The sequence below is a fragment of the Sphingobium abikonense NBRC 16140 genome, assembly GCF_001598335.1.
Classification (GTDB): Bacteria; Pseudomonadota; Alphaproteobacteria; order Sphingomonadales; family Sphingomonadaceae; genus Sphingobium; species Sphingobium abikonense.
Genome location: NZ_BCYT01000001.1, coordinates 1 through 20530 on the forward strand (window position 1 = coordinate 1; position 20530 = coordinate 20530).

Annotated in this window: 23 protein-coding genes; 12 read left to right on the plus strand and 11 right to left on the minus strand. The window is 60.0% G+C overall.

Going from position 1 to position 20530, the window contains the following annotated elements; all coding sequences use genetic code 11:
• From SAB01S_RS18565 to SAB01S_RS00020, 4 genes are all read left to right on the plus strand, one after another.
• A partial coding sequence (locus tag SAB01S_RS18565; RefSeq protein ID WP_169802534.1) for a hypothetical protein occupies nucleotides 1–369 on the plus strand: 369 nt, incomplete at its 5' end.
• A gap of 287 nt (nucleotides 370–656) precedes the next feature.
• On the plus strand, nucleotides 657–1808 hold the full coding sequence (locus tag SAB01S_RS00010; protein WP_062731173.1) for a site-specific integrase: 1152 nt from the start codon (nucleotides 657–659) through the stop codon (nucleotides 1806–1808).
• 68 nt (nucleotides 1809–1876) lie between these two features.
• Nucleotides 1877–2134: a hypothetical protein gene (locus tag SAB01S_RS00015; RefSeq protein ID WP_062731174.1), complete on the plus strand. Its 258-nt coding sequence runs from the start codon at nucleotides 1877–1879 to the stop codon at nucleotides 2132–2134.
• 356 nt (nucleotides 2135–2490) lie between these two features.
• Nucleotides 2491–2826 (plus strand): hypothetical protein, encoded by a 336-nt coding sequence (locus tag SAB01S_RS00020; RefSeq protein ID WP_062731175.1) that lies wholly within the window; start codon nucleotides 2491–2493, stop codon nucleotides 2824–2826.
• Here the strand turns inward: SAB01S_RS00020 and SAB01S_RS19050 are convergent.
• Genes SAB01S_RS19050 through SAB01S_RS19005 form a run of 4 tightly spaced genes read right to left on the minus strand, consistent with a single transcriptional unit; the run spans nucleotide 2823 to nucleotide 4331 of the window.
• Nucleotides 2823–3011, minus strand: a complete 189-nt coding sequence (locus SAB01S_RS19050; protein WP_062731176.1) for a DUF6961 family protein — start codon at nucleotides 3009–3011, stop codon at nucleotides 2823–2825. The genes SAB01S_RS00020 and SAB01S_RS19050 overlap by 4 nt on opposite strands.
• On the minus strand, nucleotides 3008–3208 hold the full coding sequence (locus SAB01S_RS18760) for a DUF5818 domain-containing protein (RefSeq protein WP_062731177.1): 201 nt from the start codon (nucleotides 3206–3208) through the stop codon (nucleotides 3008–3010). The genes SAB01S_RS19050 and SAB01S_RS18760 overlap by 4 nt, the downstream gene beginning before the upstream one ends.
• A gap of 1 nt (nucleotide 3209) precedes the next feature.
• Entirely contained in the window at nucleotides 3210–4001 is a 792-nt protein-coding gene (locus SAB01S_RS00035; protein ID WP_062731178.1) for a S1/P1 nuclease, read from the minus strand.
• 36 nt (nucleotides 4002–4037) lie between these two features.
• On the minus strand, nucleotides 4038–4331 hold the full coding sequence (locus tag SAB01S_RS19005) for an excalibur calcium-binding domain-containing protein (protein WP_083951050.1): 294 nt from the start codon (nucleotides 4329–4331) through the stop codon (nucleotides 4038–4040).
• A gap of 484 nt (nucleotides 4332–4815) precedes the next feature.
• Here SAB01S_RS19005 and SAB01S_RS00040 point away from each other — a divergent pair, with 484 nt between their 5' ends.
• The 7 genes from SAB01S_RS00040 to SAB01S_RS00070 all read left to right on the plus strand — a co-directional run bounded on the left by SAB01S_RS00040 (nucleotide 4816) and on the right by SAB01S_RS00070 (nucleotide 12076).
• Complete coding sequence (locus tag SAB01S_RS00040; protein ID WP_062731179.1) at nucleotides 4816–6792, plus strand: pilus assembly protein; 1977 nt, start codon at nucleotides 4816–4818, stop codon at nucleotides 6790–6792.
• Nucleotides 6789–7406, plus strand: coding sequence for a TadE/TadG family type IV pilus assembly protein (locus SAB01S_RS00045; protein WP_062731180.1), 618 nt, complete (start codon nucleotides 6789–6791; stop codon nucleotides 7404–7406). The genes SAB01S_RS00040 and SAB01S_RS00045 overlap by 4 nt, the downstream gene beginning before the upstream one ends.
• Nucleotides 7403–8053 (plus strand): TadE/TadG family type IV pilus assembly protein, encoded by a 651-nt coding sequence (locus SAB01S_RS00050; protein WP_062731181.1) that lies wholly within the window; start codon nucleotides 7403–7405, stop codon nucleotides 8051–8053. Before SAB01S_RS00045 ends, SAB01S_RS00050 begins: the two co-directional genes overlap by 4 nt.
• A 15-nt stretch (nucleotides 8054–8068) precedes the next feature.
• Nucleotides 8069–8353 (plus strand): hypothetical protein, encoded by a 285-nt coding sequence (locus tag SAB01S_RS00055; RefSeq protein WP_157078230.1) that lies wholly within the window; start codon nucleotides 8069–8071, stop codon nucleotides 8351–8353.
• Nucleotides 8354–8440: 87 nt separating this feature from the next.
• Nucleotides 8441–10498: an EAL domain-containing protein gene (locus SAB01S_RS00060; protein WP_169802535.1), complete on the plus strand. Its 2058-nt coding sequence runs from the start codon at nucleotides 8441–8443 to the stop codon at nucleotides 10496–10498.
• Nucleotides 10499–10978: 480 nt separating this feature from the next.
• On the plus strand, nucleotides 10979–11293 hold the full coding sequence (locus SAB01S_RS00065) for a hypothetical protein (RefSeq protein WP_062731184.1): 315 nt from the start codon (nucleotides 10979–10981) through the stop codon (nucleotides 11291–11293).
• Nucleotides 11294–11464: 171 nt separating this feature from the next.
• The gene (locus tag SAB01S_RS00070; RefSeq protein ID WP_157078231.1) at nucleotides 11465–12076 is read left to right on the plus strand and encodes a hypothetical protein; all 612 of its coding nucleotides are present in this window, start codon (nucleotides 11465–11467) and stop codon (nucleotides 12074–12076) included.
• Nucleotides 12077–12404: 328 nt separating this feature from the next.
• Here SAB01S_RS00070 and SAB01S_RS00075 read toward each other — a convergent pair whose 3' ends face one another.
• The 6 genes from SAB01S_RS00075 to relB all read right to left on the minus strand — a co-directional run bounded on the left by SAB01S_RS00075 (nucleotide 12405) and on the right by relB (nucleotide 15375).
• Nucleotides 12405–12626, minus strand: coding sequence for a hypothetical protein (locus SAB01S_RS00075; protein WP_062731186.1), 222 nt, complete (start codon nucleotides 12624–12626; stop codon nucleotides 12405–12407).
• A 158-nt stretch (nucleotides 12627–12784) separates the two neighbouring features.
• Nucleotides 12785–12997, minus strand: a complete 213-nt coding sequence (locus tag SAB01S_RS00080) for a cold-shock protein (RefSeq protein WP_021225578.1) — start codon at nucleotides 12995–12997, stop codon at nucleotides 12785–12787.
• 201 nt (nucleotides 12998–13198) lie between these two features.
• Nucleotides 13199–14344, minus strand: a complete 1146-nt coding sequence (locus SAB01S_RS00085) for a hypothetical protein (protein WP_062731187.1) — start codon at nucleotides 14342–14344, stop codon at nucleotides 13199–13201.
• Between the two features lie 155 nt (nucleotides 14345–14499).
• A complete protein-coding gene (locus SAB01S_RS00090; protein ID WP_062731188.1) occupies nucleotides 14500–14847 on the minus strand; it encodes a hypothetical protein in 348 nt (115 codons plus the stop codon).
• Nucleotides 14848–14923: 76 nt separating this feature from the next.
• A complete protein-coding gene (locus tag SAB01S_RS00095; RefSeq protein ID WP_174525593.1) occupies nucleotides 14924–15199 on the minus strand; it encodes a type II toxin-antitoxin system RelE/ParE family toxin in 276 nt (91 codons plus the stop codon).
• A complete protein-coding gene (gene relB, locus SAB01S_RS00100) occupies nucleotides 15199–15375 on the minus strand; it encodes a type II toxin-antitoxin system RelB family antitoxin (RefSeq protein ID WP_062731190.1) in 177 nt (58 codons plus the stop codon). The genes SAB01S_RS00095 and relB overlap by 1 nt, the downstream gene beginning before the upstream one ends.
• Before the next feature lie 586 nt (nucleotides 15376–15961).
• Between relB and SAB01S_RS17970 the strand changes: the two genes are divergently transcribed.
• Nucleotides 15962–17290 (plus strand): reverse transcriptase domain-containing protein, encoded by a 1329-nt coding sequence (locus SAB01S_RS17970; RefSeq protein ID WP_083951052.1) that lies wholly within the window; start codon nucleotides 15962–15964, stop codon nucleotides 17288–17290.
• Nucleotides 17291–17299: 9 nt separating this feature from the next.
• Here the strand turns inward: SAB01S_RS17970 and uvrA are convergent, their stop codons facing one another.
• Complete coding sequence (uvrA, locus tag SAB01S_RS00110; RefSeq protein WP_062731462.1) at nucleotides 17300–20290, minus strand: excinuclease ABC subunit UvrA; 2991 nt, start codon at nucleotides 20288–20290, stop codon at nucleotides 17300–17302.
• Nucleotides 20291–20530 lie beyond the last annotated feature (240 nt).

Below are 20530 nucleotides of genomic sequence, written 5' to 3' on the forward strand. Positions count from 1 at the left end.
AACACCGTCGAACTTAACGAGGGCGGACAGTGGTGGCTGACCAAGCCAGAGGAAGAGCAACTCGAAGCCTGGAATGATCGCCACAAGGTAGTCAGTGCCGTTGCCGACATGGTTATGGGATGGATCGACCTCGACCGGCTGGGGCACAAGTCAAACATGCAACTGACCGCCAGTGAAATGCTCAAGATTGTCGGCCTGGACAAGCCGACGAACAACCAATGCCGTGAATGCGGCTCGGTGTTGCGAGAAAAGCTTGGTGCACCCAGGCGGATTAACGGTCGGGAGAAATGGCGGGTGCCCCTCATCGATCTGGATGCCGAAGCGATCAAACTGCTGAACAGCAAGATCATCGAAGAAGACGAATACTGACCCTCAGGTGGGGGGAGGGGTAGGGGAAACCTCTGAAAATGGCTGAAAGAAGATCACCATATATCACGGAAAAGTGGCTCGTGCTGCCTCCCTTCCCCCCACCAAAATCTTGCTGCTGTCCCTTGGACTACTGCAGTGACGTCGCCCCGTTCGGGGGCGAGGCACGTTCCGGGCGATTTGGGTAATCCCACAGCACCGATCGCCCCAACCCGAGCCTGTCCCCATCGCGCCGCCTTCTGCGCGCTGGCGAAGCTCACGCTCCCATTTTATTCGAAAAGGAAACATTCATGCCAAAGTGCAAACTTGATGCGTCATTCTGCCTGCTCGCCCAGTGCGAACCGGGCAAGAAGAAGACCGACTACTATGACACCGTCACCACCGGCTTCGTGCTTGAATGCCGAAACTCCGGGGGGAAGACCTATTATCTCCGCTATCAAAACGAACATGGCCGCCAATGCACCCATAAGATCGCGGCCTATAGCGACATCACCTTTGATAAGGCCCGTAAGGAGGCGCAACGCCTTCGTTCCCAAGTTGTACTTGGCGGCGACCCTGCCGCTCAACGCACCGAGAAACGGGCTATTCCCAGCTACGCGGTACTTGCTGGCCAACATCTGGACTATGCAAGAACCTACCAGAAGAACCCGGCAAACACGGAACGCATCATCCGGCTGCACCTTGTTCCTCGCTGGGGTAAGCTCCGGCTGGACGAGATCACGCAGCCTGCCATCGCTAAGTGGCTGGCGGAAAAACAAGGGGAGGGGCTGGCTCCAGCTACGGTCGAGAAGATCCGTGTGCTTTTCAATCGGTCCTTCGAACTGGCCCTTCGCTGGAACATGCCGGGTGTGGTGAAAAATCCGGTGAAAGGGATCCCTCGCAAGCCGATCAACAACGCGCGTGACCGCTTTCTCAGTGCCGCCGAGGCCAAGCGGCTAATCACGGCCGTGGAAGCTTCGAACAATCCGCAGCTGAAGCATATTGTGGCGCTGCTCCTTCTGACAGGGGCGCGCGTGTCGGAACTGCTCAAGGCGGAATGGCGGCATGTGGACCTGGACAAGCGGCAATGGTTGATCCCGACATCGAAGACCGGGCGGGCAAGGCATGTTCCACTGTCAGCATCCGCGATCGAAATTCTTAGGGCGGTGCCGAGGTTCGACAAATGCACCTACGTCCTGCCGAACCCGGAAACCCGTAAGCCTTTCGTGTCGATCAAGCATGGGTGGCAGACGGCGCGGAAGGCGGCATTACTGCCCGATCTTCGCATCCATGACCTTCGGCATTCTGCCGCATCGTTCATGATCAATGCAGGGATCGACCTGTTCGCTGTGGGGCGGGTGTTGGGGCATGCCGATCACAAGAGCACGATGCGGTACAGCCATTTGGCCAATGACACTCTGCTGGCCGCTGTGGAGGCAGGTGCCCGCAAGATGGCCATCTAAATCAAACTACTCCCTGCCCGCGAAAGCGGGCGGGGGCCACCACCTATTTATTTTTCGAAGAAAAACCCATGTCTGATAATGATCCTACCCTGTTCGACGATCTCCGTGCGTTGGACAAAGCCTGCGGCCATGACACCAGTAAGAACGACCGGGCCATTGTTTTGCTCGCCGCCTGCATGGAGCGGGGCGTCAACACCCGTGCCCGTTTGGTCGCTGTCCTGAAACATCTTGGCTTCACGCACTCGCACCTGGCTATCATGCTTAAAGAGAGGCTAGGCCATGATTGGCAAATTGATCCTGACTGCCGATACAGCGTTCTGACCTGAGCAGAAGTGCCCCACTCTCGCACAATGCGGGTGGGGCACCACCTATGTCGACCCGCTAAAGGACGGTTCCAGCGCGAGACGTCCCGAGACGCCGTTTGCGCCAATGCAGGAGCGCCGATCCGCGCTTGCGCATGGCAATCCTCGTCCTGCTCCGGCGAGCGTTCCCAGCGGGCTTCTGAGGCATCTGGTCGATACTTTCGTTCGTAGTGACGCGAAATGTCCGCCAAGCATTCACAAGACTGGTGATCAGCGCGGACACGCCCACCAGCAGCGATCCATCAATATCCATCTTTGCCGACTCCTTTTCAGCCGCTATGTTCGCTATATGTTCTCATGTAGGAAAGGGTGATTGTGCGATGACCGTCAAAATTGAACCTGTGCCGGAAAGCGTGCGCCTGCGTGTCAGCGGCGACATCGAAACCACGCTGTCCGTTCCCTATGAGGATGATGACCGCTTTCTGATTGGCCTTAGTGACGGGACATTGCTTCAAGGCGCATATGATGATCGGCTTGAGTGCAAATGGGAGGTCGCTCGCTATGGGGCTGGCTTGATAAGGGTGGAAGGCCGCAGCATCATTGTGGACTGGCGTGTGGAGTGGGTGACGGTATCGGCCTATGACCCGAATGTGATTGAGCCGCCTATGCCGCCACGGTTGCCACTATTTCCTGACCTCGACCGATGGGCCGCTTAGGCGTGATGCTGGTCGGCCATCAGTGTCTGTAGGCGTCTGGCTATGTCCTGCCACATGGCAACGCCTCCAGCTTCGCCAGCCATCGCTAACGCGCCGAGCCGCTCTGCAACCTTCACTGGAGCATCTTGCCCGTAGCGGCTCAGCATCATGCCTGCGACGCCCCAAAGTTCCTGATCCCGCGTCATACGGGGCCGATGCGATCTACCGCGATGAGGTCAAATCCGCTGCGAGTTCCGCCTAGCCGGACTCTGGTGCCAAATAGATGCCGATGCCGCTGCAACAGTTCCAACCGCCATTCCCCGCCATCATCTGTCCGCAGGACCGGATAGGGAGTGCCGTCCAGCAGCAGGCCCGTCAGATCGTGATGGGTGCCCCTGGGCATGTCACTTGCGCTTGTCGTCGGGCGTGGTGAACACCCAGTTCAAATAGGCTGCGATCCGAACTCCGGCACGCTTGAGGCGATCGTCCATTTCTGCGCGGTGCTGATACGTATAGTCCCACGAGAGGGCAGGATCGGAGGGATAGATCGTCTTACGCAGGGCGATGCTCTCTCGAACCCATGTCGAAGGATTGACGTCACTCCATGCGATCGTCTGCTGCGGGGTGATCGCCCTGGACAGCCATCCAGCATATTCCGAGTAGGAAAGGGACCGCTGTTCAATCATGGCGGAGTCCCAGACGGAATGTAGATTGGTTGATCGGTTGAACCACGTCACCTTGAAGTCATTGCCGCCGCGATCATCGCCACCACCGGCATGAAGCGGCTGGTGCAAATCACCGACGATGTGGACGATGAACCGGAGGGCTAGGCGCTTATTTTCAATTGAGGCCTTGGGGTCGCGCAGGGTCGCAGTAAACCTGGATAGGGCGGACATGGCATCGCCTTCGGCTGGCGCGTCCGACGGCTTGTACTCGTCTCCTTCGCGAACCGTGACATAGTGCCACGGGCTGGCCTGCTTCTGCCAGTAAGGCGAAGGATCGGATTTCATGTCGTCCGGCCATGTCGCCGCTTCCGCCAAGTCCTCGACACCCAACAGCAGCCTGACATTGGCGCGGGCAAGGCCGCTCAGGTTTTCATCAGCGATCGCGCCGGTGATGCGATGACCGATTGGTCCCCACGCATACGCGGGGGTGATGCAGGGCAGGGCAGCGAAGAGACAAACTAAGAAGCGCATTCTTGACTAATACAGTAACTTGCCCGTGCCGCTAGTCTACTCGCAGCCAATCCCGTCACCGTCGCGATCAAGATGTCTTCCGTAACCTCGATCGCCAAGACGAACAGGAGCTGCACCGGCCGCCCGAGCGGCAGCGCAGTTAGCAAAGGGACGACTGGAACCTGAAGCTGTCATTGGTTGCCCGGTCTTCGCGGCCGGGGGTCTGTGACAATGGTAGTCTCCGGTTTTACGATTATGGTGGCAGCCTTGAGCGTTCAGGCCGCCTGGATGCGCGATCGCTGGACTGCAGGCCAGCGGAAATAGAGCAACGACTACAGCAAAGTGCCGCATGAAAGCTTCCTACCGCGAGCTTTTTTTAGAAGGCTCGCTTAACAGTGGAGGGGGCGAAAGGCTGACATACCCCTGCATAGTCACCCGCTTTGCCACTTAGGCTGATATGCCCAGCAATTCGATCAATTCTCATTTTCGGCGAGTTAAAGACATTGACTTGGACAGTGCCGGTAATCTCGTTTTCTCCCATCCTTATATCCCTAACTTCAAACCACCCGTCCTTGCCGCCACGGATCGGAGGAAGCATTGCGCGAGGCATCCGGATGCGGCCTTTCCCATCGTCGCTCAGTTCCAGCGTCACCTGATCGTCAAAAGGAACTTCGCGATTTGCAAGCGTTTGACCCCAAGCAGAATTGCCGTTGCTGCTCCAAGCCTGTCCATAGGTGCTCGTAACTCGGTTGATCTGGATCAGGCAGATTGTTCGCCTAACTTAATCCATAATCAATCAGATTGTCCCACAAGAGCCCCAACTTAGGGGTGATTCATGGGTTTTCTGGCGCGTTTACGCGACAATCAGGCGGGCAATGTGCTGGTCCTCGTTGCGGCGGGGTTCATTCCGCTTCTCGGCTTTATCGGTGGCGGCGTCGATATGGCGCGCATCTATCTGGTCAAGACGAGGTTGCAACATGCCTGCGACGCCGGCGCTCTGGCGGGACGCAAGCAGATGGGTGGCGGCGCGTGGAACGCCAGCAACAACAAGGCGCGCACCACCGCTGACGGCATTTTCAATATCAATTATGTGCCCGGCTCTTACGGTTCCAGCAACCTCACCAAATCCTTCACGGAACTGAAAGGGAAAGTCACTGGATCGGCGTCCGTCACGATCCCCATGACGATCATGGTCATATTCGGCTATTCGACCAAAACCGTGGGCGTCACATGCGATGCGGAAATGCGCATCCCCAATACGGACGTGATGTTCGTGCTCGACACCACTGGTTCCATGGGTTCCATCAATCCGGGGGACAGCGACACGAAGCTCAACGGCCTTAAAAAGGCGGTCAAATGTTTTTACGAGGCTTTGGCCAAGATCAACACGACCGCTGATTGCGGCAGCAACCCGTCCGGCGCGCAAAACAATAATGTTCAGCTGCGCTTCGGCTTCGTGCCCTATTCGTCCAACGTCAATGTCGGCCGCCTGCTGCGCAATGAATGGATGGTAAGCGGCGCATCTTACCAGTCCCGCAAGGCCAAGACGACCGGCAACACTGACGTGGATGGTTTCAAGGAGGGCAAGGCGGAAGTCGCCTCCAGCGAGCAAATTCCCTACAACATGAACTGGAGCGCGTGGGAAAATCATGGCGCGGCCAGCGGGACCAGTTGTGCCGGCAAGGTGCCAGCCGACGGGATCGAAATGACCGGCTCCGAAAGCGCGCCCTATAATCAGCAGTCGACCGTGACCGGGCAGAACCGCGTCGTGACCTGGTCGACCAATCAGGACGGCCGCTATTATACCTATCAGGGCGTGATCGTGAGCGGCAAATGCCAGATCCAGCGGCGCTACATTTCGGGCTATCTCAAACGAAACTATACGCGGTCGGACGCAAGCGGGTTCAAGGAATATGAATATGATCAGCTGACGTTCGATGTGTCGGGTCTGAAAGCCGGTGGTAGCAACTGGAACAGCAGCATCACCGCCCCGGTCGGTCCCTATGGGCAGAGTGCGACGGTGGCTTGGAATGGCTGTATCGAGGAACGGCAGACCTACCAGCTGACAAATGACGACCCGGTAGGCAAATTCTCGCCTGTTCCGGCGAGCGCCTTGGACATGGATATCGACATGGTGCCGAGCAACGATGCCTCGCGCTGGAGGCCGTTGCTGCCCGATCTTGTCTGGGGGCGCTATGATGCTTCTGGCAACTGGACCACGGCGAAGGTCAAGACGACATCCGACCTTGCGCGCAACTACACCTATGCCTGCCCTAGCGCCGCGTCGAAGCTGAAGGCTTATCCGGCGGCTAACGCCTTTGAATCCTACGTCAACACGCTGGTCGCGAACGGCAACACCTATCACGACATCGGCCTGTTATGGGGCGCGCGCCTGATGTCTCCGACCGGGCTCTTCGCATCGGAAAATGCCTTCACGCCCGCTGGCGGCGAAATTGAGCGGCATATCGTCTTCATGACGGATGGCGATACCGTCACCGCCAATCAGGGCTATACCGCTCATGGCATCGCCTGGTGGGACAGGCGGCAAACGCGCAGCAACGCCGGGCCCAGCAACACGCTGCTGAACGGCATCGTCAATGAGCGCACCAAAGCGCTATGTTCAGCCATCAAGTCGAAAAACATCACCTTGTGGGTGGTGTCGTTTGGCACGGGTGTCAGTTCCAGCGCGCAGGCATTGCTGCAATCCTGTGCGTCGCCCAATCGCTTTTACGTCGCGGCCAACAGCGCCACGCTGATTTCGAACTTTCAACAGATCGCCGACGAAATTTCGCAGCTGAGGCTTACCCGATGAGGCGGGACAAGCGCGCCCGCGAGACATTGGCGGCTGACCAGGCCGGCGCGACGATCGTCGAATTCGGACTTATTTCGACGGTCCTGTTTTCCACCCTGCTTGGCTTCATGGATCTCGCCCACAGTCTCTATATGCAGTCGGTCCTGCAGGGCGCGGTGCAGAAGAGCGCGCGGGATTCCACGCTTGAAAGCGGCAAGGCCGAAGTGCAGCAGCAGTTGCTGGATGACGCTGTACGGAAAAAAGTCCAGCATCTGGCGGCCAATTCCAAAGTGGATTTTTCTCGCCGCTACTTCCGGGATTTTACCAAGGCGGCGCAGGCGACGGCCGAAGCCTTTCAGGACATCAACGGCAACGGACGCTGCGACAATGACGAGCCGTTTCAGGACAACAATAACAACACCATATGGGACCGTGATGGAGGCGACAGGGGGCAAGGCGGCGCGAAGGACGATGTCGTCTACACGGTGACGATCACCTATCCCCGGCTGTTCCCGATGGCAGAACTCATCGGTTTGTCCAAGGACGTGACGGTCGAAGCGCGCACCGTGCTGGAAAATCAGCCCTTTGGCGAACAGGGCGAATATGGCGCGCCGACCGTGGGACATTGCAAATGAGCCTGCGCGTGCGCTTTCGCCGCTTCCTGCTGGATCGCCGCGCGGTGGCCGCCGTGGAATTCGGGCTTGCGCTACCACTGATGACGGCGGTCGCGCTCACCGGCGCGGAATTGACCAATTTCGTGACCACCAAGATGCGGATCAGCCAGCTGGCGTTGCATGTCGCGGACAATGCGGCGCGGATCGGAACGGGCACTGTCCTGGCGAACAAGCAGATCACCGAAGCCCAGATCAATGACCTTCTGACCGGCGCTGGCCTGCAGGCCGGGCGGCTGAATGTCTATGGGCACGGTAGGGTGATTTTGAGCAGCATCGAACCGGTGGCCAATCCCAATCCCACCAATCGCTACCGCATCCGGTGGCAGAGATGCCGCGGGTCCAAATCCTGGCCTTCTTCGCATGGCAAGGCGGGGGACACCAATTTGACGGGCGTTACCGTCAAGGGACAGACCGCCACGGCCCCCGATGATGGCGCGTTGATGTTCGTGGAAGTCGCCTATGACTATCAGCCGATGATCGCACGCATCTTCATTCCGCAGGACCGGATTTCCGCCGTTGCGGCGATGACTGTCCGCGATCAGCGCGATTATGGCGGGGGCACGAACGGCATTTACAATAATGAAAATGTCGTTCCTTCGACATGCTGAAAAGGACCTTGGCTCGTGGATAAATCTCTCCTCTTCGTCCTAGGCGTTGGCGTGATGATCGTGGCCGCCGTCGATCAGGGCGGTGACAGCGAATCCGGTGAGACTGTCGCCGAGGCGGGGCAGAATGATCCGCAGAACCTAGCGCCCCAAGGGAGCAGTGCGGCCGGTATGGGCTGGTCTGTCGACGCGGACCGCGCCGACACCGGTCCGGCAGCATTACCGCCCCCGGTCAATCCCATCCCGCGCGCGGAGGATCTTGGCGGCAAGGTCATCAGCGACCGTTTCCAGGCGGATGGCTGACGCGGCATCCCGTCAGCTCCTTTCCTTGCCCAAACCGGGACCATGATATTGCGACCAGCCCGACCTGCCCTTGCCAATGAATCCGCGTTGACTGATGGTCAGGCGCGACGGCTGCTCACCAAATATGAGGGGAGCGGCAAGGGCTGGTTCTGGGAAACGGGCGTCGATGGCTCATTATCCTATGTCAGCCCGAACATCCTGTCGGCCAGAGAACGCCACGAGCGGATGCCCATCAGTCTCCCGGACCTGATCGACAATGACGCGAGCCTGGCCGAGCGAGCATCCGAACGCAGCCTCAGCTTCTACCTGACCTCACGATTGCCATTTGAGGGACTTGTGCTCAAGGCACAAGGACATGACGACCTCTGGTGGTCCCTGACGGGTGAGCCTGTCTATGATGATGCCGGGCGGTACAAAGGCTTTGTTGGCTTTGCCTTCGACCTGACGGACCAGAAGAAATCGGAAATCAAGCTGTTGCAGCTGGCCCGATATGATTCGCTGACGACCTTGCCGAACCGCGACACGATGCGGGAAACGTTGGAAAACAGCCTCGTGTCGTCGATGCACCGCCGCCAAAGATGCGCGACGATGATGCTAGACCTCGACCGATTCAAGCTGGTCAATGACACGCTGGGACATCCTGTCGGGGATCAGCTGCTGAAGGAGGTAGCCGGTCGCCTGGTCAAGATCGTCGCGGACAGGGGAAAAGTCGGTCGCTTGGGCGGGGACGAATTTCAGCTCGTCTTTGCGGACATATGCGATGGTGCCGCTTTGTCCGCCATAGCCAGCGACATCATTCACGCCCTCTCGCAGCCCTATCTGATTCAGTCCCATCTCGTGTCAATCGGCGCGTCGGTCGGCATCGCGACGTCCGACTATGACGATCGGTCGGCGGTCGACCTTGTCCGGGACGCGGACTTAGCGCTGTATGCGGCAAAGGCCGCGGGGAAGGGCACCTACCGCTTTTTCGCGCCCGACATGCATGAGCAGGCGCGTGTCCGGCAACAGATAGAGGAGGACATGCAGCGCGCGCTGGAACGCGGAGAGTTCCACGTCGCCTATCAGCCCGTGGTGCATACGGTGAGCGGCGCTCTTACAGGGTTTGAAGCGCTTGTGCGCTGGACGCATCCCACCAGAGGAGCCGTGTCGCCCGCCATTTTCATCCCGGTGGCCGAGGAGGCGGGCCTAATTGCCGAGATCGGCGAGTGGGTGTTGCGTACTGCCTGCATGGAGGCGGCGAAATGGCCCGCTCCCGTCAGCGTGGCGGTCAACATATCGCCGATCCAGTTTGCGCATCAGGCGCTTCCTTCCGTCGTCGCCAGCGCCCTTGCCTATGCCGGGCTCCCTGCCGACAGGCTGGAACTGGAGATTACCGAGGGAGCCTTGCTCAATGAAACCGCCAAGACCCGGGCGGCGATCGGCACGCTCAAGGGTCTTGGGGTGAAGATCGCCCTGGACGATTTTGGCACCGGTTATTCGAGCCTGAGCTATCTCAAAAGCATTCCCTTCGACAAGATCAAGATTGACCAGTCCTTCATCAAGGGGGCCACGCTGCCGGGAAACAACAATGCGCCAATTATCAAGGCCATTGTCGGACTGGCCGCCGACCTGGGCATGATCACCACGGCGGAAGGGGTGGAAACGGATGACCAGTTGGCTCTGGTCCGTTCGCTGGGCTGCACGCTCATTCAGGGGTATATTTACGGCCGCCCGCTCGATCCGCAGTCGGCGCTGGAGAGAAGCCGGCAGTCGAGCGCGCAGGCCATGGGGCATCGACGGGAACGGGCGGAACGGCGGCGGATCATGCGCACTGGCCAGATTATGGCGCGGTCGGCGAGCCAGGCGGTTCGGCTGCGCAACATGTCCCGCACCGGGGCGATGGTCGAGACTGGCCTGACCCTGGAGGTGGGGGAGCGGATCGCGCTGGATATTGGCCTTGCTGCTCCGTTGGATGCCGAGGTGCGGTGGGTGAAGAACGGGCAGGCGGGCGTGCAGTTTCTGCAGGCCATCGACCTAGATGCCGTGCTGCTGACCAAGCCGCGGCGGGCATTCAGCACCTTTGTGCCGAGCTATCTTTCGGCGGAAAGCGACCAGATGTTCGCCGACAAGCAGCGGCTGGACCCCAAGAGTTTCGGGCGGGACTAACCCGACGGGCCGTCATGGGCCAACTATGCCAAGGAACAGGGGGAGCCGGATACGGTCAAGCCCTTGATGGGCCTACAGATGCCCAACTCGCGCGATCCAAAGGAGATCAGCATTTGGCTGGACGCGATATACGCGGAATGGCCCGACCTGACTGCATTGCCAACGTACTGGGCGAACATAGGACTGAGACGTTTGGCAGTCGTTCAGTTCCCTACATCGAGCCGGAGCGGGTGCAGGATTCCGATTGGGTCCGCATTCTGATAGCGAAGGACGCGATCAGCATCGGTTGGGATTGCCCCGCCCCGAGGTGATGGTTTCGCTTCGCGCCGCCACGGACCGGATGCATATCACGCAGTTGCTGGGGCGCATGGTGCGTTCCCCGCTTGCCCGACGCATTGCCGGCAATGATCGCTTGAATGCAGTGGGTTGCCTGTTGCCTAAATTCGACAAGGAGTCGGTTACTGCGGTCGTCACTGCCTTATGTCGGCTGGCGAGACGGGGGAAGATTTGCCGCTGTGCCGTGTGCTTCTTCGTCCGATTGAGGTTCACCCAAACCCCGACATTCCCGAGACGGTATGGGACAAGCTGTTGTCGTTGCCGTCGCAGACCTTACCCAAGCGGCTTGCCCGCCCGGTCAAGCGGTTGACGGCACTTGCCCATGAAATAGCCTACGATGGCTTGCTTCCCGATGCGGGGAAGAAGGCCCATGCCGAAATGCACAAAGTTCTTGATCAGGTGCGAACCGACCTTGCCGCCCAGATTGCCACCATGCGCGCCGCCGTGATGAAAAGCTGAAGGGCAAACCCTCAAAGCCGACGTTGCCAGCCAAGGCATGACGTTCAACGACTTCGTTGAGGTAGCCGACATCTAGCGGCGAAGGATGAGAATGCAGAGGACGAAGAGGATGCCCTGATCAACGCCCATACCGATGTTGCGGCATGGGGCCTGATCCCGGAAATCAAGGACGTGCTAGAGGCTGCTGGCGAAGCCCTTTCAAACCATTGGTTGAATGAGTATCGAGTCGCGATTGCAGCCCTGACAGACGAACGGCAGGAAGCCTATCGCCAAACCCGGGAACTGAGCGCCAATCCATTGGACGTGTTCCTTGCCCGCCCGAAAGCATGGCTGCAGCCGACGATGGCACGCAAAGCCAACGGTACTGAAACTCCGCTCGCTCGCTACGGGAAGCATATGCTTTGCGACGCGGACGGGCTGTTTCCCGATGAATTGAACATATGGGAGCGAGTGGTCCTGGAGGCCGAGGCCGCGAAGGATGGCAGGGTAGCATGGTATAGTAACCCGGCCCGCGCCAGTCAGGACTCATCGGGCATCGTTTATGATGATGTGGACGATAAGCGCATTGTCCGGCCCCACTTCGTGTTTTTCAGCCGACAGGCCGATGGGAGCATTGTTGCCGACATTGTTGACCCGCATGGGCATCACCTAGCCGACTCTCTGCCCAAGCTTCACGGCCTTGCCTGCTATGCGGAGGCGAATGGGCATCTGTATGGGCGGGTGAGGCGGTTTCAGAGATTGAAGGCCGATGCCGGGTGCTTGACCTTCAAAAGCCGGATGTAAGCGCAGCGATCTATGCAGCGGCTAGTGCCAAGTCGGCTTATCAGGGAACAACGTCCGCAGCATATGCGATTTGAGAGGGGTATAGCGCAGGTCGCATTCCAGCATCGTCCCCTACCAAAGTGCTTTCAGTAGGGAACTGCCCAAACCGGAACAGTGTTGCATTTGGGTACGGCGTGGGGAAGGGCGAAAGTGCCACCCAGATTGGCCCGAAATTTGGCGGAAAACTTGGCCTTTCCGTCGGGCGCTGAGTCGCCTTCGTAATGATGGGGTCACGTGTTCGAGTCACGTAAGCGGCACCATTTTCTTACATTTCGCGTCGTTTATGGCGTCAGGCCGGGATGTCGGGGGTCGCGCTATCGGTATCGGCGGCGGCGGCGGCGAGTTCGGCTTCGCGTCGGGCGCGGTTGCGATCGCCCAGATCCTGGCGCTGGGCCATGGCGAGGAAGGCGGCGGCCGAGCGCAGGCAGCGGTCGCGCACATTGTCGAGCTGGGCGGCGTCCGCTTCGGCCTGGGCCTTGTCAGCGAGCGCGCGATAGTCGGGATTGGCCACGGAAAATAGTCCTTCGCATCCCTGGGCGGAAAAGGGCCGGGCGTCATGGGATGGACGCCCGGCCGGCCCGCGCTGCCCGTGCGGCGCGAGCGCCGGCGGGCAGGGGCCTTTCGCAGTGGCGCGGGCGGAGAGCGACGCGCGCGATCCGCCCGGACGCCTTATTCGGCGTGGGTGAGGTTCACCGCGGCCATCTTGCCGCGACGATCCTGCTCCAGATCATAGGAGACGCGGTCCTTTTCGCGCAGCGTGGCAAGGCCCGCGCGCTCGACGGCGGTGATGTGGACGAAGGCGTCCGGGCTGCCGTCATCGGGGGCGATGAAGCCGTAGCCCTTGTCGGCGTTGAAGAATTTGACGGTTCCAGTGATGCTCATAATGAGTCCTTCTTTCGTTGCGGCCCGTCCCGAGTGAACGGGCCAAGGGCTAAAGGGGCAGGGAAAGAAGGAAGTAGGTGCCGCAAAGCGCCGAAGACCGTCGATTTGCGACTGTAGCTTGCCCCATGTAGGGCATGGGGCGCGAAATTGCAAATCGCAGGGGCGGTGAGGGCGGCGCGCGGGGCGGCATGGCCCCGAGCATCAGGTCGGAGGCGCCTCCGCGTGGGCCGCGCGGCTCGCGTCGGCGGGATCGGGCGCGTCACCGGCATCGGCCGCCGCCGCGTCGAAGCCGAAATAGGCGTCGCGCGCGCGGATCGCCGCTTCCTTATAGGGCAGATATTCCGCCTCCAGCTGCCGGGCGACGGCCTGTTCCTCGTCGATGGTCAGTTCGCGCTGATAATCGTCGGGATCATACATCTCGTCGGATTCCTCGCCGGTGAAATCGGGCGGCGGCGGGAAATCGGTGCGCCAGGCATTGTAGAGCGTGTCCCACCACACGCCGCGCAGCCCGGCGGCGGCCTCCTCGGGCGGCAGGTCCATGAGGTGGGGAAAGGCCTCAGCCGAGCGAAGTTCACACCGTTCATGCGCGGCGGAAACAGGCGGGTTCAGCCCGGTTTCGCCATGGCCGACCGGTCCGAGCGCGCCGCCCCGCGCGGTGGTGGACAGTAGGTTGCGGCGCACGGCGATGAACATGGCGACGGAGGCGGCGGACGTGACCAAGGCGGCCGCGTCGCCCTCGACCGGTTCGGGATCGTTCGGCCGTTCGCCCAGCCAGGTCTGCGCGTCGGCGCTGGTGCGGGCGGACGGCTCCCGTCCGGCAAGGGGCAGGTCGTCGCGCGCCACTTCGTTCAGCATGACCGCATAGGGGCAGATCATGTCGCAATAGGCGGTGAAATCCTGCGCGATGACGCGGGCGAGCGCGGCGTCGGAGCCTTCGGCCGGGGCGTCGGCCATGCGATCGAGCCGGGAGAGCATCGACATGGCGAGGCGATTGTCATGGCGGTGGCGGCGGATTTCGTGATTGTCGGGATCTTTGCGGATGACCTCCTCCTGCCCGGTGAGCGCGCGGGCGAGCAGATCGGTCGCGAGCCTGTCGCGCGCGATCAGGATCGCCGCGTCCCACCCCAGGCGAAAGGCCGCGCCGTCATGGCGGATGCGGAGGTTATAGGCGCTGCGCTGGGTGATGCGCACGCTTTCGCAGGCGAGCTTGATGACGCCTGTGGCGGCGAGCGTTTCCAGGAAGCGCCGCTGCCGCGCGGGCGTCCAGCCATCGGCACGGGTCGCGTCGGCGGGGGTGGGCAGGTCGTGCGGGAGCGAGGGGACGGTCGGCGGCACAATCGCGGTCATGGCAAGGCTCCTGTTTCCAGAAATGAGGCTTTGCCATGAGGGTAGGCAGATCGGGCGCGTGTAGGACAGGGCAATAGGATTTTGGGCGGCGGCGCGATGCCGCCTTTTCCTGCCCGGCGCGTCCCATCGCGGGGGCCGGGCAGGATCGCAGGCGATTATTGCGTGAACATATTCTTGTCGGTGACGATCAGATTGGTGACGCCGCAATAATCGACCGGGCTGTCAAATTCGCTGGCGTCGGCAAAAACGATGCGGGTCTGCACCTCACAGCGTTCGTCCCCTTCGAAGAATTTGAGCGACCGGCTGGTGGCGGGCTTGACCGGCATTTTGAGCCAGTCCTTCGACCAAGTGCCATCCTTGCGCTTGGTGAAGAACTGGATGGCGTCGACGGTCGATTTGTTGACGAGGACGAAGGCGTTGTCGTCGCCGTCATCGGCCTGGGCGGCCGGCGCGGCGATCAGCAAGGCGGCGCAAAGCGCGGCAGTGGCGGCAAATGATTTCATGAAAGTCCCCCCTTTACGGCGCGCGACGGGAGTCGGGGCCGTGGGACAAGGGGTTAGCGGGCGTGGGGGATGGGCGCTAGGGATATTGCTGGCGGGTGTGCTTGACGGCAAGGATTTCGATGGCGTCAGCGCCGACGCGGTAGATGATGACGTAATTGGGCGTCACCAACGCTTCGCGCGAGCCGGGGACTCGGCCGGTCCGGTGCATATAGGGATGATCGGTCAGGCAATCGGCGGTGTGACGGATAGCCTGACCGGTGCGTTCAGCGGCGGCAGGGTTCTGCGTTTCGATGAAGTCGACGATGCCTTCGAGATCGTCCAGCGCCTCTTCCAGCCAGACGAGCGGCAGCATCAGGCGGTCTTGCGCCGGTCAATGATCGCCTGCATCCGTGCCATCGCTTCATCATGTGGGATGCGCGGGTTGTCCGAGGTCATGCGCGCTTCAATGGTCGCGCGAAACCAGGCGTCATAGGCTTCCGCTTCCTCGGTCGTCGCGAACTCGGACTCGATGGGGGTGAGTTTGGTCATCTAAACAACGTATCATCAGTGCACGGCAGTGCCAACGTGCGATTTTTTTTGCTGTTACTCCAAGATTCGACAGCTCAATTCTTGAAACGCAAGGTTTCGCATGCAATATTAAGGTCGTTCTCTTGCGAGGCCCGCTTTGTCAGTCGAGTATTTCGGTGTGACGAGCGAGCGGAGCGGCGATGTGGCTGTGTGTGTAAGCACTAGGCGCATCGCGGGGTTTAGGCTCGATGCCGAGGCCCGAGAGGATAAGGCGATCCTTTCCGGCAATAACAAGAACAATGCTGCTGTTCAGTCCAATCGGGCACCCTGCTCGGCAGCTATTAGGATATTTTACAAGGAAGGGGGCGCGGACATGCAAGACGAATTTCGGGCTGAAGTCGAAATCTCCGGCAATTGGCGCGGTATTTGGGGGGCATGCAAAAACGTGCCAAATGGGTGCGGCGCGGTGCGGCGATTCTTATCGCTTTGCTGTGTTTGACTCTTGCGAGGCCCGCTTTGTCAGTCGATACTCTCGGTGTGACGAGCGAGCGGAGCGGCGATGTGGCTGTGTGTGTAAGCACTCGGCGCATCGCGGGGTTTAGGCTCGATGCCGAGGCCCGAGAGGATAAGGCGTTGTCGGAAGGGAGAACAAGAGCGGGGGCCCAGAGACTTGGAAGACCGTTTCAGTAGATTCATTAGAAAACACGGGAATCTCAATTCAGCTTGGCAAGCGGTCAAATCCAACTCTCGCGCTTCGTCCTCACCTTTCGTGCAGGATGAAGCCGCAGCTTTTTTGAGTCAAGAGCAGAGAAAAATAAGATCTATATCGACGCGCCTTCAAAGGAATAGCTATAAATTTTCCAAAGCGCGTGGTGTGGCCATTCCCAAACCGGGAAAGGCAAATAAAATACGTCCAATTGTAATTTCGAATGTCGAAGATCGCGTGGTCCAAAGGTGCGTCTTGGACGCATTGATGAGTGACGACGCCGTTAGAGAAAAGGCGTTTCAGCCTAATAGCTATGGTGGGATACCGAGGCGAGCCGGACAGGACTTGGCTGGTGTTCCTGCTGCTATTCAAGCCCTTTTGTGCAGCATAGGGAATGGGGCAACCCATGTTATGATTGCCGATATTGAGGGTTTCTTTACGAAATTAAAAAAATCAGATGCAATTGCGCAGGTAGCAAAATTTACTAAAGATAGATTATTTCTAGATTTATTTGAAAAGGCTATTTCGGTCGACCTTGAATCCTCGCGAATGATTTGGAAGTATAAATCATCATTCCCCGTGGGTGATATCGGCGTCGCCCAAGGAAATTGTTTGTCTCCTTTTATCGGGAACCTTATTCTATCTGAATTTGATCAGCAGATGAATGAAGGTGATTGCCGATGTATTCGCTACATCGATGACGTGGTTATTCTTGCTCCCTCGGGTCGGGCAGCTTCTGCGCGCTTTAGAAAAGCACAGCAATTGCTGGGCGCTCTAGGGATGAATTTTGTCGATGATAAAACAAGTGCGCATCCCGTAGAAGTAATCCAGAAATTCGAATATTTGGGTATCGAGTTCTCCAACGGGCTAATGCGTCCGACGAAAAAATCGCGGCAGTCTATTGTTCAAAGGGCAAGAGAGGCTGCGGCTGCCTCTCTGTTGCAGGCAAAATCTTCAGAGAATATTGGGGATTTTGATAAAAATTATAGCATTCCTAAAACATTAAATAGAATAGCTGGAATGGCTAAGGGTTGGGCGCAGCACTACATTTTTTGTAACGATATTCAGACAGTCAAAGATATCGATGCCAAAATGCATGAGATTTATCTCGGTTACGCGCAAAAGGCTCAAGACTTAGCCGATCGACAGCCGCCGGCTTTGGCGGCGGCCATACTGGGTTACAGCGGGGCAGCATCGGTGAAGTTTAAGCCTTTCGAATGGCCAATTTGATGGGGCGGATCACTCCGCTGCCACGGCCTCTAGCCCCAACAATGGCGCCAGATACCGCCCGGTAAAGCTGCGCGGCTCCTTCACCACCTTCTCCGGCGTGCCTTCAGCGACCACCTCGCCGCCCTTCACGCCGCCCTCCGGTCCCATGTCGATGATCCAGTCCGCCGTCTTGATGACGTCGAGATTATGCTCGATCACGACCACGCTGTTGCCCTGGTCGACCAGCGCGTGGAGGACTTCGAGGAGCTTGCGGACGTCCTCGAAATGGAGGCCGGTGGTGGGCTCGTCCAATATGTAGAGGGTGTTGCCGGTGGCGCGGCGGGAGAGTTCCTTGGCGAGCTTGACGCGCTGGGCCTCGCCGCCCGAGAGGGTCGTCGCCTGCTGGCCGACCTTGATATAGCCAAGGCCCACTTCGGCGAGCATCGCCATCTTGTCGCGGATGGGCGGGACGGCCTTGAAGAATTCGACCGCATCCTCGACCGTCATGTCGAGCACGTCGGCGATGGACTTGCCCTTGAACTTCACCTCCAGCGTCTCGCGATTGTAGCGCGCGCCGTGGCACACGTCGCAAGTGACATAGACGTCGGGGAGGAAGTGCATCTCGATCTTGAGCACGCCGTCGCCCTGACAGGCTTCGCAGCGGCCGCCCTTGACGTTGAAGCTGAAGCGGCCGGGCTTGTAGCCGCGCGCCTGGGCTTCGGGGAGGCCGGCGAACCAGTCGCGGATGTTGGTGAAGGCGCCGGTATAGGTGGCGGGGTTGGAGCGCGGGGTGCGGCCGATGGGCGACTGGTCAATGTCGATCACCTTGTCGCAATGGTCTAGGCCCGTCACCTTGTCATGCGGGCCGGCGATGATGCGCGCGCCATTGAGCGCACGGGCCGACGCGGCGTAGAGGGTGTCGATGGTGAAGCTGGACTTGCCGGAGCCTGACACGCCGGTGATGCAGGTGAAGGTGCCCAGGGGGATCGACGCGGTGACGCCGGTGAGGTTGTTGGCGCGGGCATTGTGGACGGTGAGCTTCTTGCCGGTGCCCTTGCGGCGCGTGGCGGGCACGTCGATGCGGCGGGTGCCGTTGAGATAATCGGCGGTGAGGCTCTTCTTGTTCTTGAGCAGTTGCTTGAGCGTGCCCTCCGCGACGATGGTGCCGCCATGAACGCCCGCGCCCGGCCCCATGTCGACGATATAGTCGGCGGCGCGGATCGCATCCTCGTCATGTTCGACGACGATGACGCTGTTGCCGAGGTCGCGCAGGCGCTTCAAGGTGACGAGCAGCCGGTCATTGTCGCGCTGGTGCAGGCCGATCGAGGGTTCGTCGAGGACGTAGAGGACGCCCGAGAGGCCGCTGCCGATCTGGCTGGCGAGGCGGATGCGCTGGCTTTCGCCGCCCGACAGGGTGCCGCTGGTGCGGTCGAGGTTGAGGTAATCGAGGCCGACATTGTTGAGGAAGCCCAAACGCTCGACGATTTCCTTGAGGATGGCCTTGGCGATCTGGTTCTGCTGGTCGTTGAGCTGCGCGGGGAGGGTGGAGAAGAAGCCCAAGGCGTCCACCACCGAGCGGCGGGTGGAGATGGAGATGTCCTCGCCCGCGATCTTCACGGCCAGCGCCTCGGGCTTCAAGCGCGCGCCGTGGCAGGTTTCGCAGGGCTGGGCGCGCTGATATTTGGAAAGCTCCTCGCGCATCCAGGCGCTGTCGGTCTGGAGCAGGCGGCGGTTGAGGTTGCCGATGACGCCCTCGAACGCCTTTTTCACCTCATAGCTTTTGCGGCCGTCCTGGAAACGCAGCGTGACCGGCTTGCCGCCGGTGCCGTGGAGGATGATGAGCTTCACCTCGCCGGGCAGGTCGGCCCAGGGGGTGTCGAGGGAGAAGCCGAACTCCTTGGCGAGGGAGCCGAGCACCTGCATATAATAAGGCGAAGGCGGGTTGGATTTGGCCCAGGGGACGACCGCGCCTTTTTTCAAGGACAGGGCTTCGTTGGGGACGACGAGTTCGGGGTCGAACTCCTGCCGCTCGCCCAAGCCATCGCAGGCGGGGCACGCGCCCATGGGGGCGTTGAAGGAGAAGAGGCGCGGTTCGATCTCGGGGATGGTGAAGCCGCTGACGGGGCAGGCGAATTTTTCGGAGAAGACGATGCGGTTGGCGGGGACGCCCGCGCCCTTCATCTTGCCTTTTTCACCGCCGCCGTTCGTGTCGAGCGCAGTCGAGACACCATGCCCCAAAGGCGTCTCGACTTCGCTCGAAGCGAACGGAGTTTGGTTTTTCTGAGCCTCTGCAACAGTAGTATCCGCCAGGTCGACATAGGCGAGGCCGTCGGCGAGTTTCAGCGCCTGCTCGAAACTGTCGGCGAGGCGCGTGCCCATGTCGGGATCGACGGCGAGGCGGTCGACGACGACTTCGATGTCATGCTTGTACTTCTTGTCGAGCGCGGGGGCGTCTTCGATCAGATACATTTCGCCGTCGATGCGGACGCGGGTGTAGCCCGCCTTCTGCCACTCCGCGAGTTCCTTGCGATATTCGCCCTTGCGGCCGCGCACCACCGGGGCGAGCAGGTAGAAGCGCGTGCCCGCTGGCAGCGTCATCACGCGGTCGACCATCTGGCTGACCGTCTGGGCGCTGATGGGTTCGCCGGTCACGGGCGAATAGGGGATGCCGACCCGCGCCCAGAGCAGGCGCATATAGTCGTAGATTTCGGTGACGGTCGCGACGGTCGAGCGTGGGTTGCGGCTGGTCGTCTTCTGCTCGATGGAGATAGCGGGGGAGAGGCCTTCGATATGCTCGACATCGGGCTTCTGCATCATCTCAAGGAACTGGCGCGCATAGGCGGAGAGCGATTCCACATAGCGGCGCTGCCCCTCGGCATAGATGGTGTCGAAGGCGAGGCTCGACTTCCCCGATCCCGACAGGCCGGTGATGACGATGAGGGAGTCGCGGGGCAGATCGACGTCCACGCCCTTCAAATTATGCTCGCGCGCGCCGCGGACGGAGATATGGGTAAGGCTCATGAAGGCGTTGTTCCAGATTTGTTCTGTTCGGGCAAGCGCTGACGCGCCGTCGAGCCGATAGATAGGTGCCCGATCCATGAAGCGAAAGGAGGGTGTTTGGACACGGCGCGACGTCGCAATGGGAGAGGGTGCAAAGCTGCAAAGTTGTCTGTGCGATGCTATTTGCGCGCAGTTTTTCAGATGCCAGCAATAGTTGTTGACGGACTTTTTATTTCCTTACATTTCTCCTTTTTTCACAGG

Bases quoted from the DNA above. Each gene is read 5' to 3' on its own strand.
- SAB01S_RS00010 (WP_062731173.1), top strand. From the start codon at position 657: ATGCCAAAGTGCAAACTTGATGCGTCATTCTGCCTGCTCGCCCAGTGC.
- SAB01S_RS00015 (WP_062731174.1), top strand. From the start codon at position 1,877: ATGTCTGATAATGATCCTACCCTGTTCGACGATCTCCGTGCGTTGGAC.
- SAB01S_RS00020 (WP_062731175.1), top strand. From the start codon at position 2,491: ATGACCGTCAAAATTGAACCTGTGCCGGAAAGCGTGCGCCTGCGTGTC.
- SAB01S_RS19050 (WP_062731176.1), bottom strand. From the start codon at position 3,011: ATGACGCGGGATCAGGAACTTTGGGGCGTCGCAGGCATGATGCTGAGC.
- SAB01S_RS18760 (WP_062731177.1), bottom strand. From the start codon at position 3,208: ATGCCCAGGGGCACCCATCACGATCTGACGGGCCTGCTGCTGGACGGC.
- SAB01S_RS00035 (WP_062731178.1), bottom strand. From the start codon at position 4,001: ATGCGCTTCTTAGTTTGTCTCTTCGCTGCCCTGCCCTGCATCACCCCC.
- SAB01S_RS19005 (WP_083951050.1), bottom strand. From the start codon at position 4,331: ATGCGGCACTTTGCTGTAGTCGTTGCTCTATTTCCGCTGGCCTGCAGT.
- SAB01S_RS00040 (WP_062731179.1), top strand. From the start codon at position 4,816: ATGGGTTTTCTGGCGCGTTTACGCGACAATCAGGCGGGCAATGTGCTG.
- SAB01S_RS00045 (WP_062731180.1), top strand. From the start codon at position 6,789: ATGAGGCGGGACAAGCGCGCCCGCGAGACATTGGCGGCTGACCAGGCC.
- SAB01S_RS00050 (WP_062731181.1), top strand. From the start codon at position 7,403: ATGAGCCTGCGCGTGCGCTTTCGCCGCTTCCTGCTGGATCGCCGCGCG.
- SAB01S_RS00065 (WP_062731184.1), top strand. From the start codon at position 10,979: ATGTCGGCTGGCGAGACGGGGGAAGATTTGCCGCTGTGCCGTGTGCTT.
- SAB01S_RS00080 (WP_021225578.1), bottom strand. From the start codon at position 12,997: ATGAGCATCACTGGAACCGTCAAATTCTTCAACGCCGACAAGGGCTAC.
- SAB01S_RS00085 (WP_062731187.1), bottom strand. From the start codon at position 14,344: ATGACCGCGATTGTGCCGCCGACCGTCCCCTCGCTCCCGCACGACCTG.
- SAB01S_RS00090 (WP_062731188.1), bottom strand. From the start codon at position 14,847: ATGAAATCATTTGCCGCCACTGCCGCGCTTTGCGCCGCCTTGCTGATC.
- SAB01S_RS00095 (WP_174525593.1), bottom strand. From the start codon at position 15,199: ATGCTGCCGCTCGTCTGGCTGGAAGAGGCGCTGGACGATCTCGAAGGC.
- relB (WP_062731190.1), bottom strand. From the start codon at position 15,375: ATGACCAAACTCACCCCCATCGAGTCCGAGTTCGCGACGACCGAGGAA.
- SAB01S_RS17970 (WP_083951052.1), top strand. From the start codon at position 15,962: ATGCCGAGGCCCGAGAGGATAAGGCGTTGTCGGAAGGGAGAACAAGAG.
- uvrA (WP_062731462.1), bottom strand. From the start codon at position 20,290: ATGAGCCTTACCCATATCTCCGTCCGCGGCGCGCGCGAGCATAATTTG.